Source organism: Paenibacillus germinis, assembly GCF_013141785.1.
Classification (GTDB): Bacteria; Bacillota; Bacilli; order Paenibacillales; family NBRC-103111; genus Paenibacillus_E; species Paenibacillus_E phytorum.
The window spans coordinates 216,724-232,929 of sequence record NZ_WHOC01000045.1 but is presented as its reverse complement, the minus strand read 5'-3'; the positions used below and the strand labels follow the sequence as shown (position 1 = coordinate 232,929).

16 protein-coding genes are annotated in these 16,206 nt (G+C 44.6%); 15 read left to right on the top strand and 1 reads right to left on the bottom strand.

The annotated features are described in order from the left end of the window. The first annotated feature begins 415 nt into the window (after positions 1-415). From GC102_RS09440 to GC102_RS09380, 13 genes are all read left to right on the top strand, one after another. Positions 416-889 (top strand): GNAT family N-acetyltransferase, encoded by a 474-nt coding sequence (locus GC102_RS09440; RefSeq protein WP_171689268.1) that lies wholly within the window; start codon positions 416-418, stop codon positions 887-889. Between the two features lie 22 nt (positions 890-911). Further along, positions 912-1,913: a lipoate--protein ligase gene (gene lplA / locus GC102_RS09435; RefSeq protein ID WP_171689267.1), complete on the top strand. Its 1,002-nt coding sequence runs from the start codon at positions 912-914 to the stop codon at positions 1,911-1,913. Between the two features lie 21 nt (positions 1,914-1,934). Continuing rightward, a complete protein-coding gene (locus GC102_RS09430; RefSeq protein WP_171689266.1) occupies positions 1,935-2,561 on the top strand; it encodes a histidine phosphatase family protein in 627 nt (208 codons plus the stop codon). A 28-nt stretch (positions 2,562-2,589) separates the two neighbouring features. Further along, complete coding sequence (locus GC102_RS09425) at positions 2,590-2,889, top strand: antibiotic biosynthesis monooxygenase family protein (RefSeq protein WP_171689265.1); 300 nt, start codon at positions 2,590-2,592, stop codon at positions 2,887-2,889. 86 nt (positions 2,890-2,975) lie between these two features. Further along, positions 2,976-3,953, top strand: a complete 978-nt coding sequence (locus tag GC102_RS09420; protein ID WP_171649282.1) for an AAA family ATPase — start codon at positions 2,976-2,978, stop codon at positions 3,951-3,953. 175 nt (positions 3,954-4,128) lie between these two features. Further along, positions 4,129-5,613: an FTR1 family iron permease gene (locus GC102_RS09415; RefSeq protein ID WP_171689264.1), complete on the top strand. Its 1,485-nt coding sequence runs from the start codon at positions 4,129-4,131 to the stop codon at positions 5,611-5,613. Between the two features lie 27 nt (positions 5,614-5,640). Then, the gene (locus GC102_RS09410) at positions 5,641-6,807 is read left to right on the top strand and encodes an EfeM/EfeO family lipoprotein (RefSeq protein WP_171689263.1); all 1,167 of its coding nucleotides are present in this window, start codon (positions 5,641-5,643) and stop codon (positions 6,805-6,807) included. A gap of 24 nt (positions 6,808-6,831) precedes the next feature. Beyond that, positions 6,832-8,109 carry an iron uptake transporter deferrochelatase/peroxidase subunit gene (gene efeB, locus GC102_RS09405; protein WP_171689262.1) on the top strand — a complete coding sequence of 426 codons (1,278 nt, stop codon included), beginning with the start codon at positions 6,832-6,834 and terminating at the stop codon, positions 8,107-8,109. 192 nt (positions 8,110-8,301) lie between these two features. Continuing rightward, positions 8,302-9,627, top strand: a complete 1,326-nt coding sequence (gene hflX, locus GC102_RS09400; protein WP_171689261.1) for a GTPase HflX — start codon at positions 8,302-8,304, stop codon at positions 9,625-9,627. Positions 9,628-9,659: 32 nt separating this feature from the next. Next, positions 9,660-10,880 (top strand): methionine gamma-lyase family protein, encoded by a 1,221-nt coding sequence (locus tag GC102_RS09395; protein WP_376769356.1) that lies wholly within the window; start codon positions 9,660-9,662, stop codon positions 10,878-10,880. Between the two features lie 96 nt (positions 10,881-10,976). Then, positions 10,977-11,387, top strand: a complete 411-nt coding sequence (locus tag GC102_RS09390; RefSeq protein ID WP_047676992.1) for a MerR family transcriptional regulator — start codon at positions 10,977-10,979, stop codon at positions 11,385-11,387. A gap of 40 nt (positions 11,388-11,427) precedes the next feature. Continuing rightward, positions 11,428-12,768, top strand: coding sequence for a type I glutamate--ammonia ligase (glnA, locus tag GC102_RS09385; RefSeq protein WP_171689259.1), 1,341 nt, complete (start codon positions 11,428-11,430; stop codon positions 12,766-12,768). Between the two features lie 116 nt (positions 12,769-12,884). Further along, positions 12,885-14,123 (top strand): aminopeptidase, encoded by a 1,239-nt coding sequence (locus GC102_RS09380; protein ID WP_171689282.1) that lies wholly within the window; start codon positions 12,885-12,887, stop codon positions 14,121-14,123. Positions 14,124-14,697: 574 nt separating this feature from the next. On the opposite strand, the gene lexA is transcribed toward GC102_RS09380, so the two are convergent. Next, the gene (gene lexA, locus GC102_RS09375; RefSeq protein WP_047676998.1) at positions 14,698-15,315 is read right to left on the bottom strand and encodes a transcriptional repressor LexA; all 618 of its coding nucleotides are present in this window, start codon (positions 15,313-15,315) and stop codon (positions 14,698-14,700) included. Positions 15,316-15,462: 147 nt separating this feature from the next. On the opposite strand from lexA, the gene GC102_RS09370 reads away from it, so the two are divergent. Beyond that, positions 15,463-15,870: a LysM peptidoglycan-binding domain-containing protein gene (locus tag GC102_RS09370; RefSeq protein WP_171689258.1), complete on the top strand. Its 408-nt coding sequence runs from the start codon at positions 15,463-15,465 to the stop codon at positions 15,868-15,870. 141 nt (positions 15,871-16,011) lie between these two features. Beyond that, entirely contained in the window at positions 16,012-16,194 is a 183-nt protein-coding gene (locus GC102_RS09365; protein WP_047677001.1) for a DUF896 domain-containing protein, read from the top strand. Positions 16,195-16,206 lie beyond the last annotated feature (12 nt).

Sequence of the window (16,206 nt, the reverse complement as noted above, 5' to 3'; positions counted from 1 at the left end):
CTCATATATTCCGACTTTAACGATGTAAAACATCCTTAAAGTTGCTCATTCCTCACTCGTCCCCCGCAAGCTACTACTTTAACGATGAAAAACATCGCTAACCCACCAGGCAGCTCATATATTCCGACTTTAACGATGTAAAAACATCCTTAAAGTTGCTCATTCCTCGCTCGCCCCCCGCAATCAACTACTTTAACGATGAAAAACATCGCTAACCCACCAGGCAGCTCATATATTCCGACTTTAACGATGAAAAACATCCTTAAAGCTGCTCGATACTACAACTCAGCAACATCGATTTCCTCAACTTTATTCTCGAAACCCAAACACCCTTACCCCCCTCCAACGCGCTCCGCCAAAGTGGAAAAATATCATCCTTTGATGTAAGCTATGAAACAATAGGAGGTGGATTTTCTTGGAACTCATCATTCGTACCGCACAATTAGAAGATTACGAAACTGTGAATGCTATCATTCGAGTAGGGCAAGAGGAGCATGCGGATGCGTTGCCGGAGCGTTTTGCCAGGTTAGATCACGTTGTTGCTATGGGTTGGTACCGAAGCTTCTCAGACCAACAGAACAAAGTGATTTTAGTCGCGGAGAAAGAGGGGGTGGTCGTTGGAGTAGCTATGCTGGAGATGAAGAAATCTCCTACCTATGAAGCGCTAGTTCCTCGAACCTATGCGTATTTAAATGAACTGGCCGTCTCACCGGACTTTCTGCGTCAGGGCATTGGTACAAAATTATATGAAGCTTCTGTTGCCTGGGCAAGGGAGCGTTCAGCTGCTTCACTAGAATTAAACGTATGGGAATTTAATGAGCGTGCTATAGCCTTCTATAAATCCTTAGGGATGTTTACCTTAAATCGCACCATGACGACAGAGATATGATCATAAATGAAGGAGCATGACTATGCTATTTATCGATAACGAAGGAATCACAGATCCCCGGATTAATTTAGCCATTGAGGAATATGCCCTAAGGCAGCTCCCTAATGATGAGAGTTACTTACTTTTTTACATCAACGAACCGTCCATTATTATTGGCAAAAATCAAAATACACTCGAAGAAATCAATCCCGAATATGTCAAAGAGAATAACCTGCATGTGGTTCGGAGATTATCAGGGGGCGGAGCCGTTTATCATGATTTGGGCAATCTGAATTTCAGCTTCATTACCCGAGATGACGGGAACTCTTTTCACAATTTTCAAAAGTTTACTGAACCCGTTGTTGAAGCACTGCGTAAGCTTGGTGTTGAAGCGGCTTTAACGGGCCGCAATGATATCCAAGTCGGTGAGCGTAAAATTTCGGGCAATGCACAATTTGCAACCAAAGGCCGGATGTTCAGTCACGGAACACTACTCTTCGATTCAGAGATCGAAAATGTTGTATCTGCCCTTAAGGTTAATCTTGATAAGATTCAGTCCAAGGGAATTAAATCGATTCGAAGTCGGGTTGCTAACATCGTAGAGTTCCTGAGCGAGCCTATTACGATGGAGGAATTCCGAATTAAACTGCTTGCTTCTATTTTCAATGCCGAGGAGTCGGAAGTTCCCATGTACAGGCTTTCTGTGGAGGACTGGGACCGTATTCACGAACTATCTGAAGAACGCTATCAGAACTGGGACTGGAACTACGGAAAATCGCCCAAAAGTACCGTGCAAAACTCCAAACGCTTCGAAGGCGTCGGTACAATAGATGTGCGTTTAGATATTGAAGAAGGTCATATTCATGATTTAAAAATATATGGAGACTTCTTCGGAGCTAGCGATGTAGCAGAGCTGGAGGAAACGCTGCGTGGTTCGCGGTATGAGGAGTCTGCTGTACGAGAACGACTGTCAGGTGTAGAATTGCAGCGTTACTTTGGTGCGCTGGATTTGGAGTCTTTTGTGGCATTAATGTTGTTAAATTAAGGCAAGGAGGGGAATCTGCCGATGACAAAGCTTTATTTAATCCGACATGGGGAAACGACGTGGAATGTGGAGCGCCGAATGCAAGGTCACTTGGATTCACCACTTTCAACTTTAGGGGAGCAGCAAGCCTCTTGGTTGTCAAATGCTTTGAAGAATGTTCACTTTGATGTTCTATATGCGAGCAGCAGCGGTCGAACTTTGCAAACGGCGAATATCGTGAAAGGCTCGCGTGAATTGGCGATACATACCTCGGATGAGTGGAAAGAAATGAATCTAGGTGCTTGGGAGGGGCGGATTTCGGCAGAGATTGCAGATTTGGATCCTGACAACTTCCATGCATTTTGGAATGCACCTGATCTATATAGACCAACGAAAAGTGAGTCCTATGCTGATTTACAGGCCCGCGTCATACCTGCAATTGTGAAGCTGTTAGAGGAACATGCAGGAAAAACAATTGGCTTGATTTCACACACAGTCACATTGAAAATCATCATGGCTTTCTTCGAGCGAAGAGCTTTAGCAGACTTGTGGAACCCGCCGTATTTTCACCCTACATGCTTAAGTCTTGTCGAAATGATTGATAACGAACCACATATCCGACTTCACGGAGATACGTCCCATTTTCAAGAGGAAGCATTCGGTTTCTAAAATACGATATCAATTGGAGGAATTATCCATGATTCTAGAAGTAGCCATACTTCCTGTAATTGCAGGAAAAAAAGCGGAGTTCGAAGCGGCGTTTCGCCAAGCATCATCCATTATTTCATCGATGAAAGGTTACATTTCACATGAGTTGCAAACGTGTATCGAGGATAGCAACAAGTATTTGCTGCTCGTTCACTGGGAAACACTGGAGGATCACACCGTTGGCTTCCGTGGCTCAAAAGAGTATCAAGAATGGCGAAAGCTGCTGCATCATTTCTATGACCCATTTCCAGTGGTCGAGCATTATACGCTGTCACAAAAGTATCATTAACGGCTGTCGCGGTCTAAAATGCATCAAACGAGCGTAGGATGGATTGATACGAACCATCAAACCATCCTGTAAACGAGGTGATCCTCATGAGTGGTCGAAGCTTGCCATCCAGACAGATCAACATCGTCTTACGGCAGCCAGAGCCTGGCATGCATAGGCGAGCCGTTGATGGAGTAGGCAGCCAGACTCACGCTTCGCCGCTAGCCGATGCCGAGCCGCAGCTCACAGGAAAGAAGACGCCTCTCGAGGGTCCGCTTTCGGATGTTTTCAAAGAGCTTAATCAACTGATCGGCCTTGATAATGTCAAAGAGCTGGTGCATGAAATCTATGCGCTCTTACAAATTTCGCAATTTCGCGCAGAAGCCGGCCTGCTCAGCAATGCGCACGTGTACCATATGATTTTCAAAGGAAGTCCCGGAACTGGTAAAACGACAGTGGCTAGACTGATGGGCCGTATGTTTCATGCCATGGGTGTTCTGAGTAAGGGTCATTTTATTGAGGTTGAACGTGCAGATTTGGTAGGAGAATACATTGGACATACTGCTCTTAAGACTCGTGAGTTGATGAAAAAGGCGATGGGCGGCATCCTTTTTATTGATGAAGCTTATAGTCTGGCACGTGGAGGAGATAAGGATTTCGGCAAAGAATCCATTGATGCGCTGGTCAAAGGTATGGAGGATAAGAAGAATGAGTTCATCCTTATTTTAGCAGGGTATAGCGACGAAATGGAGCAATTTCTGGCTACGAATCCGGGACTTCCTTCAAGATTTCCCATTCAAATTGATTTCGAGGACTATCCGATTGAACAATTGATTCAGATTACTGAGCTCATGGCTAAGGACAGAGAGTATGTTCTTCTTCCTCAAACAATCGTGAAGCTAAAGCAGCATTTAACGGATGAGAAAGCCGCCACATGGCGTGCATTTAGTAATGCGAGGTATGTTCGTAACATTCTGGAGAAAGCGATGCGGCATCAAGCGGTGAGGCTGCTCAGTCAATATGTAAACGCACCTTCCAAATTAGAATTGATGTCAATAAGACCAGAAGATATGAAATTTAAATGAAATTTATAAAGCTATTTAACTTATTTAAGTTAAATGGCTTTTTTTTCTTGAATAAAACAATTGACAGATTGCTTGAACCGAGTAAAATAGACAGAGTAATAAATTAACTGATAATGATTATCAATATTAACTTGGTTGAATTTGGGTTTTATTTTTCTATAGGGAGTCGTGATTCATGCGTAAATTCATTTTAGTGAGTTGGATAGCACTGCTAATGCTGCTATCTGTTCCTTTAACAGTAGGTGCTAAGGCGGAGGATGATCTGGCCAAGGCTGATGAAGGTATCGTTCGCGCTATTCAAGCTGCAGAAAGCGGAAAGTTGGAGGATGCCTCCCAATTATTCGAAACGTTTCAAATAAATTGGTTGTCCTATGAAAGTGGCATTAAAGAGCGCTCATTGGCAGCTTACCAGAAGATTGAGCAAGCGATGGGTGAAGTCTCCTTCCAAACGCTCAAGCAGCCAATTGATTCGCAGAAATTGGTTGCGGGATTGAATAGTCTTCACAATTTGAACAAAAGTTTTATAGATGGCAACCTGGATGCTTTCGGTAAAGTGGTTCAGGGTAGTGGGGATATTACTGTGAGTTCATTGGTTGAGTTGCTGGACAAAGCGGCGGATCAAATGAAGCAGAATGATATCGAAGGTGCTTCCGCAAGTATCCAAAAGCTTAGAAATTCCTGGTTGCAAATCGAAGGTATTGTGCTTACACAATCCTCAACTGTCTACACTTCGATGGAAAGAGACATGGTTACTGCTTACGCACAGCTGTCTGCTGTTCCTGTTCAAGCTAGTGAGGCTTCCGCAACAATTGCGCGAATGCACACTGATTTGCAGCCGTTAGCGGCCAAAACAAGCTACACCATGCTGGATGCGACGACTATTTTGCTCCGCGAAGGTCTGGAAGCTTTGTTAGTCGTCATTGCCTTACTAGGTTTCCTGAATAAATCAGGACATGGTGATAAGAAACAATGGATTTGGTATGGCGTACTCGGAGGCTTGGTCGTTAGTATGGCGCTTGGTATTGTCGTTCAACAGTTGTTTTCCACAAGTGCATTCGGGAACAACAACTTCTTAATTGCTGGATGTACAGGGATTTTTGCCGCTGTCATGCTGCTATATATGAGCTACTGGCTGCACAGCAAGTCAAGTGTCTCTAATTGGCAGAAGTACATACGGGATCAGAGTGTAAAAGCTTTGGCTACCGGAAGCCTAGTTTCTCTTAGTTTGCTTGCTTTTCTTGCTGTTTTCCGTGAAGGCACAGAAACGGTCCTTTTCATGATCGGTATGGCGTCTTCGATTTCCTTAAGCTCTCTTGTTGGAGGCATTGGGATTGGTGTTGTCATCCTGCTTATTGTAGCCTTCTTAATTTTAAAAATTGGCTTGCGCATTCCAATGCGTCCATTCTTTCTAGTTTCAAGCTTTTTCGTATTTTATCTTTGCTTTAAATTTGCGGGTATGGGTGTGCACGGGCTTCAATTGGCAGGTTATTTGCCAGCAACGACAGCTTCTTGGCTGCCAAGCTGGGACTTTATCGCACTGTATCCAACGTTAGAGAGTGCTATACCGCAATTTATTCTCCTGATATCCGCGTTGTTCGCAGTCATCTGGGACCGTCGTAAAACGATTCAAATGAGAAATATGGCATTATCTAAATCATAAACTAGAGAAAAGTGGAGGAACTATCCCATGAACAAACGTCAACAACTACTCATTTTAGCAGCTGCAACAACACTTGTACTCGCAGGCTGCGGTAAAACAGAAACAACGGAAGTAACCAAAGTACCCGTCAAAGAAGGCTCAGCAGCGCTTCTTACAAGTCTTGATCAGTTGAAGGGTCAACTGGACACAAATAAGGTTAAAGATCCGCAGAAGCAATCCACCCTACTTGAGAATCAGTGGGCTAGCTTCGAAGATGAAGTAAAACCGAAATTTCCAGAACTGTATTTTAAAGTAGAGAAATTTCTGACTCCATTAGAAGCAGGATTGAAACAAGACAAGCTGGATTATGCGACATTAACTGCACTCAATAATAATTTGAAAGCAGCAATTACGGAGCTCAGCACCTCCCTCGCTGATAATAAAGGTGCAGTTAATAAAGATGTCATCACGGCATCCAAAGAGCTGAAAGAGGCTGCTATAGCTTATAATAAATATGTTCAAGAACAAGGGAAACAATTAGTCGCTGGACTCGAACAGCTGGATGCTGCTGTAAAGAGCGGTGATCTGAAAAAGGCACAAGAATCCTATGGACAATCACGGATGCCTTATGAGAGAATTGAGCCTATTATTGAGGCTTTTAGCGAGCTGGATGGTGTCATGGATGCTCGTGTGGATGATTTTAAGAATGAAAAGGATCCTGAGTTCACGGGATATCATCGTATAGAGTATTTGTTGTTTGTTAAAAAGAATGTGAAGGAAGCTGAAGCATTTTCTTCACGTTTACTAGAAGACGGCAAGAAAATGCAGCAAGCAATTGCATCCACTACCATTGAGCCTTCTGATTTTATCGCTGGTGTTGGGGAATTGATGGAAGAAGCGCAATCCAAGAAAATCACTGGTGAAGAAGAGCGCTGGAGTGGCGCCACTATACCTGTTATTCGTGCTAACGTTGAAGGCGCGCAAGCTATCTATGATCTCGTTAAAGGTGAGCTGAAGAAGAAAGACGCGGCGCTAGATGAGAAAATAAGCAAAAGCTTAGCTACGGTTATCGAAACTATGAATACACTTTCACCAGTTGGTGCTGCTTGGAATGATTTCAGCAAAATAGAACAAGCCAAACAAATCGATTTGAAAAATAAACTGGAGGCATTCGCTGAGCCGTTAGTGAAAATGCCAGGAACGTTAAGTAAATAAGGGAATGGAAAGGAGAACAACGGTATGGGGGATAAAATGAATCGCCGTGCTTTCTTAGGAATGACTGCGGCAGGTGCGGCAGGCGTTGTCATCGGGGATCTGCTTGGGAAGGCACAGAAAGTGATACCTACCGCTTCGAACAAACAACTAGGTACTGCAACCGCAAGCGCAGCGAATGAGACCATCTCATTTTATGGTGCTCATCAAACCGGTGTTGTGACTCCGGCCCAGAACTTTGCGAATGTGGCTGCATTTGATGTGACCACGCAGGATGTGAAGGAGCTAAAGGAGCTTTTGCAGCTATGGACCGAGATGGCAGCGTCTCTCATGGAAGGCAAGCCTCTTGCGGCTGAGCCTCAGGAGGGTAAATTCCCACCGTTGGATACAGGGGAGCAAATGGGCCTCGATACGGGTAAATTAACGATTACCTTCGCTGTTGGTGCGTCTTTGTTCGAAAAAGATGGTGTTGATCGATTCGGCCTTCGTTCTCGTAAACCTGCTGGTCTCACGGAAATGCCAATCTTCCATAAAGATTCGCTGCAGGATCAATTAACACATGGAGATATTGTCATTCAGGCATGTGCAGATGACCCGATCGTTTGTTTCCATGCGATTCGTAACTTTTCCAAAGCTGCTCGTGGTGTCGCTCATTTGCGCTGGCAGCAGACCGGACAGTTGGGCGTGAAGTCCCAAGGGACGAAGCGGAACTTGTTCGGCTTCAAGGATGGTACGGCTAATCCAGACTTGCAAGATGAACAATTTATGAAGAATAATGTTTGGGTCGAAGCGGGAGACGGTGCATCTTGGTTTGCTGGAGGCACTTACATGGTTGTTCGCCGTATTCATATGCGAATTGAAACATGGGATCAACAACCTTTTTCGGACCAAGAAGAGATTATTGGACGTCAGAAGGTATCCGGAGCACCGATGGATGGACATGGAGAATTCGACAAGCCTAATTTCGCTGACGATAGCAAAGGGGAGGTTACAGCACTCGATTCTCATATCCGCCTTTCAAATCCGCGTACGGGAGAGAATTCAGAGCGTGAACGCATTTTGCGCCGCGGGTATAATTTCATGGATAACCTCGATAACGTTGGCCGAATCAATGCTGGTCTGTTATTCGTTTGTTTCAATCGGAATATCCAAACGCAGTTTGAATCCATCCAGAAAAGATTGACGAATCCGAAATTACCTGACAAAATGCTTTCCTATACGGACACAACGGGTGGAGGCTATTTCGCTGTGCTGCCGGGTGTTCCATCTAAGGGTTCATATTTAGGGCAAAGTTTATTTACTTAAAATAGGTGGAAAGCTACCGAGAGGCCTATGGTCTTTCGGTATTTTTGTGTCTTCAGATGTGAACACCGTTATAATCGAATTTTCCGCACCTGCAAATTGACTTTCCCAAGCATTTCCTACACAATGATGAAGGAATACGCCCACATGGGGGCTATTTCGCTCGTTTGAATGCAGCGTAAAGGAGACAAACTTATGAAAACAACTTCACATATGGTTGAGAAAGAAATCGATGACCGCGCGGTGCTTGTTAGTCTAGTCACTCAGAAGCAGAAGAAAAATGAATTATTAGCGGAATACTCGCTGCAAGAGTTGGTCAAGTTAGCGGAGACAGCAGGTGTACTTGTTTTGGAGACGATGACACAGAACAAAGAAACAAAGGATTCCAAATGGTTTATTGGTAAAGGGAAAGTTGAAGAGCTAAAAATTCGTTTAGAGGAACTTGGCGGGAATACGGCTATTTTCGATCAAGAGCTATCGGGTGCTCAAGTCCGTAATCTGGAAGCTGCCTTAGATGTAAAAATTATTGACCGCACCCAGTTGATTCTGGATATTTTTGCTCAGCGTGCCAAAACACGTGAAGGGATTATTCAGGTTGAGCTGGCGCAGCTTAGCTACCTGCTACCAAGGCTATCGGGACAAGGTAAGAATTTGTCGCGTCTTGGCGGCGGTATCGGGACGAGAGGCCCCGGGGAATCGAAGCTGGAGACCGATCGCCGGCACATTCGCGGCCGTATTGACGAGCTGAAGGCGCAGTTAGAAGAGGTTGTTCGTCATCGGACTTTGCATCGTGAACGCCGTAAGAAGACCGGTGTGTTTCAAGTTGCCCTTGTTGGTTACACGAATGCAGGGAAATCAACATTATTGAAACAATTGACACAAGCGGACGTCTATATTGAGAATCAGTTGTTTGCAACGCTGGATCCAACATCGCGGACGATGGAATTGCCAAGCGGCAAAGAGATCGTTCTAACAGATACAGTTGGCTTCATTCAGAATCTGCCTCATGATCTTGTTGCATCGTTCCGTGCTACGCTGGAAGAGGCCAATGAGGCCGATTTGATCCTTCATGTCGTAGATAGTTCAACAGATATGAGAAATGAGCAAATGCGCGTTGTCGCTGAGGTTTTAGAAGAGCTAGGCGCGCATCAAAAAGAACAGCTGACCGTTTTCAATAAAATAGATCTTTGCTCGCAAGATGATATGGAAATGCTTTCGACTGAAGGTGAGTTTCTGAAAATCAGTGCGTACAACCCTGATGATCTGGAACGACTGCGAATTGCCATTCAAGAGAAGCTGATGGGTGAGAGCAAAGAGTTTCGTATTCCAGCTGACAAGGGAGACATCATTTCCCTTATGTACCGAATTGGCGATGTCCTAGAGACGGATGTGGACGGAGAAGATATGCTGTTCAAGGTCCGTGTGAACAAGGATGATTACGTCAAATTGGCCTATCAATTGGTGGCATATGATCAACATGCTCAGCAAGAGGCTCAAGATAGTGAGGGAGAGATTTACTAATTATGCAATTCGGGGATAAAGTTATGGCATTAATGGAGAGCGCTGAACGCCAAATAGAGAGCGCTTTTCGCCAGATTGAGAAAACGATTGATCTTAATCAATGGAAAGTGATTAGCGCTTTCCAAAAACATAAGGTAAGCGATTATCACTTTGCTTCTTCGACAGGCTATGGCTACAATGATCGTGGCAGAGAGGTGCTCGATCTTGTCTATGCGGATGCGATGGGAGCCGAAGCAGCACTTGTACGCCCGCACTTTGTCTCAGGTACGCACACGATAGGCACAGCTTTGTTCGGTGTTCTGCGACCAGGCGAACATCTACTTTACATAACGGGTAAGCCTTATGATACGTTGCATAAGGTCATTGGTAAGCCTGGCGATGGTATGGGATCGCTGCAGGACTTTGGTATCGCGTACAACGAGGTTGCGCTGACGGAGGATGGAGCGCCGGACTGGTCGGCCATCGCGGCTGCCATTCAGCCGAACACGAAGGTGATCGGCATACAGCGTTCGCGCGGCTACTCTTGGCGGCCTTCGTTCACGGTGGAGCAAATCGGAGAAATGGTCCGATTTGTCAAAGAAGTGAACCCGGACCTGATCGTCTTCGTCGATAATTGCTACGGCGAGTTCACCGAGCTGCAGGAGCCGACGCAGGTTGGCGTCGATCTCATGGCCGGCTCACTCATCAAGAACCCCGGCGGCGGTATCGCCCCATCCGGAGGCTACATTGCCGGCCGGCGCGACCTTGTGGAGCTCGCCGCTTACAGACTGACCGCCCCCGGTATTGGGGGCGAAGTTGGTGCCATGCTCGGCGCCACACGAGCGATGTTTCAAGGGCTTTTCCTTGCCCCTCACTTGGTGGGGCAAGCTGTCAAGGGCTCGGTCTTCGCCGCCGCGGTGTTCGAAGAGCTGGGCTTCGAGAGCCATCCGCGATGGCAAACGCCGCGCACGGATCTGATCCAAGCGATCCGCTTCACGTCGGCGGATCACTTGATCACGTTCGTGCAGGGCATCCAGAAGGCGGCTGCCGTGGATTCGCACGTTGTGCCGGAGCCGTGGGATATGCCCGGCTATGAGCATCCCGTCATTATGGCGGCCGGGACATTCATCCAAGGCGGCAGTCTGGAGCTGTCCGCAGATGCGCCGATTCGTGAGCCTTACATCGCGTATTTACAGGGCGGTCTCACCTACTCACACTGTAAGTTAGGGGTACTAACAGCAATCCAACATATGGAAGACAAGGGATTGTTGTGAAAAATTAAGACTGTGAACAAACCTGACACTCCTTGACACATTCTTGTTACAAAGGTACAATAAGACTGAGGTATTTACTGACCAGGAGTGATTAGCATGAGTGATGAGATACGTAGAAATATGGCGTTATTCCCGATCGGGATCGTCATGAAGCTGACCGATTTAACCGCAAGACAAATTCGTTATTATGAGCAGCATGAACTTATTATTCCAGCTAGAACGGCTGGTAATCAACGTCTGTATTCGTTTAATGATGTAGAACGACTTCTTGAAATTAAAGATTTAATTGAAAAAGGTGTGAACATCGCTGGGATCAAGCAGGTACTTATCCCTGTCGATAAAGATTCAGAAGATGCAACGATTTTGAACGAACACACAGAAGTTAAGCGTAAAGAATTAACCGATTCCCAACTGCACAAAATGCTTAAGCAGCAGTTGATTGGCGGAGGTAAACGCCCTGATCAGGTTTCTCTGATTCAAGGTCAGCTTTCCAGATTTTATAAATAGCATTTCTTAATCGCTTGTAAATTGAGAGGAGAATGCACACGTGAGCTACAATAACAACTATTCCAAAGAAGATATCATACGCATTGCCAAAGAAGAAAATGTTCGGTTCATTCGTTTGCAATTTACGGACTTGATGGGAAGCATCAAGAACGTAGAAATTCCTTATAGCCAACTAGAAAAAGCTCTCGACAATAAGATGATGTTCGATGGTTCTTCCATTGAGGGTTATGTACGTATTGAAGAGTCTGATATGTATCTGTATCCTGATTTGGATACATGGGTTATTTTCCCTTGGGTAACCGAAAGCAAAGTAGCACGTTTAATCTGCGATATTTATATGCCAGATGGCAAACCATTCGCAGGAGATCCGCGTGCTATCTTGAAAAATGCGTTGAAACAAGCCGAAGAGATGGGCTTTACGGCTATGAACGTAGGTCCGGAACCAGAATTTTTCTTGTTCAAAACGGATGAAAAAGGCAATCCAACAACGGAACTGAATGACCAAGGTGGTTATTTCGATTTGGCTCCGATGGATTTGGGCGAAAACTGTCGCCGCGATATCGTGTTGACGCTTGAAGAGATGGGCTTCGAAATTGAAGCATCCCACCACGAAGTAGCGCCAGGTCAACATGAAATCGACTTTAAATACGCAGATGCGATTAAAGCGGCTGACCAAATTCAAACCTTCAAGCTCGTTGTCAAAACCGTTGCTAGACAGCATGGTCTGCATGCGACCTTTATGCCTAAACCTTTGTTCGGTATGAACGGTTCTGGTATGCACTGTCACCAATCGTTATTCAAAGGTGATGTAAATGCTTTTTATGAAGAGAACGATAAATTAGGTTTAAGTAATGTGGCTAGACATTATATGGCGGGTGTACTTCGTCATGCACGTTCTTTTGCTGCGATTACGAACCCTACTGTTAACTCTTACAAACGCCTTGTGCCTGGTTATGAAGCGCCTGTATATGTAGCTTGGTCGGCAAGTAACCGTAGTCCAATGATCCGTATTCCAGCATCCCGCGGTTTAAGCACTCGCGTTGAAGTTCGTAACCCGGATCCGGCTGCTAATCCTTACTTGGCTCTTGCTGTTATGCTTGCTGCCGGACTGGATGGCATTAAGAACAAAATGCAGCTTCCTCCTCCTACTGATCGTAACATCTATGTGATGACTGAAGAGGAAAGAGAGAGCGATGGCATTCCTACTTTGCCATTGAACTTGAAACAAGCGTTGGACGAGCTGCTTCGCAATGATGTGATTTGCGATACACTTGGCGAACATGCTTTGGCTCATTTCTATGAACTTAAAGAAATCGAGTGGGATATGTATAGAACACAAGTTCACCAATGGGAAAGAGATCAATATCTATCCCTTTATTAATCACTTAGCAAGTTGAATTTGATTTTGATGCAACAATTAGATACGAAAAGCCCGTCAGCCTTCAGGAATGTTTCTGAACTGATGGGCTTTTTCACGCGAAGGAGAACATGAGAATGATGGACAACTTTCAAATGAATTTGGAAAAGTATGCTGAACTTGTAATCAAAGTAGGGGTTAACCTCCACAAAGGTCAGGATCTGATGATAGAGTCGCCGATAGAATCCCTAGAATTGACTAGACTTATTGTAAAGAAAGCCTATGAGGCAGGGGCGAATTTTGTCCAAGTGCATTGGCAGGATGATGTGATTACTCGCAGTAGATTCGAACATGCCCATGATGAAGCTCTAGATTATTACCCAGAGTGGTATACGAATATGTTAGAACGCTTTGTAGAAAACGGTGGAGCTTTACTGAATATCAAAGTCCCGGATCCTGATTTGTACGCGGGTATTGATGCGAGCATGATTTCTAGGGCATCCAAAGCTATGGCTAAAGCTAGAGCAAAGTATCAGCAATATGTGAGAACAAGCAAGTTCAGTTGGTGCTTAATCAAAGCGCCTACGGTGGCGTGGGCATCCAAAGTGTATGCAGATTTGCCTGAAGAACAGCGGATCGATGCGATGTGGGAAGCAATTTTCCGGATAAATCGTGTTTATGAAGATGATCCGGTAGCGGCTTGGCGAGTTCATATGGATCAATTGAAGCGCGTTCGCAGCGTTTTGAATGGGAAGCAATATGAAGCGCTTCAATATCGAGCGGCAGGAACAGATTTGCGAGTTGAACTGCCGGAGGGCCACATTTGGCTTGGCGGAGATACGGAGAACGCAAGTGGAATACGATTCGTAGCGAATATGCCGACCGAGGAAGTTTTCACGATGCCTAAGCGAACAGGTGTTAATGGGACTGTGTCGAGCACCAAGCCATTAAATGTGAATGGTGCGCTCGTGGATCGGTTTTCGTTCAAGTTCGAGGACGGGAAAGTTGTGGATTATCAGGCGGAAGTCGGCTATGAGCATCTAGCTAGGTTGCTAGATATGGATGAGGGTGCACGGTATTTGGGAGAAGTTGCTCTTGTACCTTTTGACTCGCCGATCTCTAATCTTGACCGCATTTTCTACAATACGGGCATCGATGAAAATGCATCCTGCCATCTGGCCTTAGGCAGCTGCTACCCGATCAATTTGCAGGATGGCGTATCTTTTTCAAGTGAAGAGCTGAAAGCTCGAGGTGGGAACGCCAGTTTGATTCATGTGGATTTCATGATCGGGACGGCTGATCTTGAGATCGATGGTGTCCTTGGTGATGGCACCATTGAACCTATTTTCCGTCGTGGAAATTGGGCGATTGCATTTTAGTTGATAAATTAGGGGGAATTTAGCTTAATTTCAAGAATAGAAGTACTTCTGGGTTTATCAGTGGATAAAGTGAAGATAGCAGATGAAGATGGCAGAAGGAAAATGGAAGATAGAGGATAGAAGCTAGAGGAAAGAAGATAGAAAATAGAAAATAGAAAATAGAAGTCCCTAGAGACCGCTAATTTGTCCAAAAGTGTGGAAATATTAAGAATAGAAGTCTTTAATGACTCCTATTCCTTAAAGTGGAATCAAATAAGGCCAAATATTACCGAATAGAAGTCTCTAGAAGCTTCTATTTCCGCAAAATGCAAACTTTATCACGTAATAGCAGTCTCTAGAGACTCTTATCTGAATCCACAGTACAACCTTTTTGGCTATGACAGAATTAAAGCCCATTTCATTAACTTTGAATATCTATATTTGGATCGGTTGCCCCACTATCTTTTAAGTTTCTCAATTTGCTCCATCGCTCCATGTAATTTAAAAACTGTTTACATCGAAAAGAACCGAGGGGACTATTGTCCTCTCGGTTCTTTCTCATTGGTATTGTAGTAGAATAAGGGCTGTAGGGCTGTTACATATCCCGGAACAAACCAATGACACGGCCTAGTATCGTAACATGTTTCAAGAGGATAGGCTGCAATGCAGAGTTCTCCGGTTGAAGACGAATATGATCTTTTTCCTTGTAAAAGCGTTTCACCGTTGCTTCATCATCTTCCGTCATTGCAACAACAATGTCTCCGTTATTAGCGGTTTGCTGCTGCTTTACGATGACATAATCGCCATTATGAATACCAGCTTCGATCATACTGTCACCCATGACGCTAAGCATGAACACATTATTATCTCCTACCATGCTGACAGGAAGAGGGAAGTAGTCTTCGATGTTCTCTGTTGCTGTAATAGGAACACCTGCAGTTACTTTACCAACGAGAGGTACGCGAGCTACTGAAACCGCGAAATGCGTTTCAGCACCGTCAAGGCCTAGAATTTCAATAGCACGAGGTTTTGTAGGATCTCGACGAATCATACCTTTCTTCTCAAGACGCTCCAAATGACCGTGTACAGTAGAACTAGAAGCTAGTCCAACAGCCTCGCCGATTTCTCTAACGGAAGGCGGGTACCCCTTATCTTTCACTTCATTCTTAATGAATTCCAATATAGCTTGTTGACGCTGCGAAATCTTACTCAATAGTTATCACTCCAATACTGGGAATCATTACCCAAAGTATAACATAGAACCCGAGTTCGTACAAACATAAGTTCGAGAAAATGGTTGACTCAAACATGTGTTCGTGTTATTCTAATACCAGAACAAATGTTTGGGAGATGATTACTCATGTATATGGCTTATTCAAACACTAACACAACACACGCACCTCATAGATCTGCTAGCACATCCAAAGGGATGACATTTAATTCTAGTTACACTAAAGCGATTGTTCGCTTCATTCTATTAGCAGTTATTCTTGGTACTGTGTTTTCATTTGGTGCTATGGTTCAAGCCTATGCAGGGGATGGGGCTGCAAACGCAACAACTCCAGTTTCCGTGAAACCTATTAACATTACTCCGAAAGCTGTCGTACAAGATCAAGTCGTTATTCAACGAGGAGACACACTCTGGGATATTGCTTCCACTCATAAAAAAAGTGGTGAGAACGTTCGTTCGTACATGTATAAATTAAAGACAATCAATCATTTAACCACCAGCTCCCTGAAAGAAGGACAGGTTTTATTGCTTCCATAATTTCACTATGCTATTTTTAATAGACTCTAAATATGATGAGGCTTGGACATGTTCCTATGCCTCTTTTTGTTGTCTCTTGACATTCCTTAATAGGGATGGCAAAGTAGTACTCATATTGAATTTTTGACTGGGAGGATCATTATGAGTGACAACATGGAACAGAATATCGAACGTATTAACGAGCTTGCTCGTAAAGCGAAAACAGTTGGCTTAACTGATGCGGAAATCGATGAACGCAATGAACTCAGAAAGAAGTATATAGAAGCATTCCGTGGCAATCTTAAAGTTCAACTTGATTCCATCAAGTTTACGGACGAAGAGTAATCGCTGCTCATA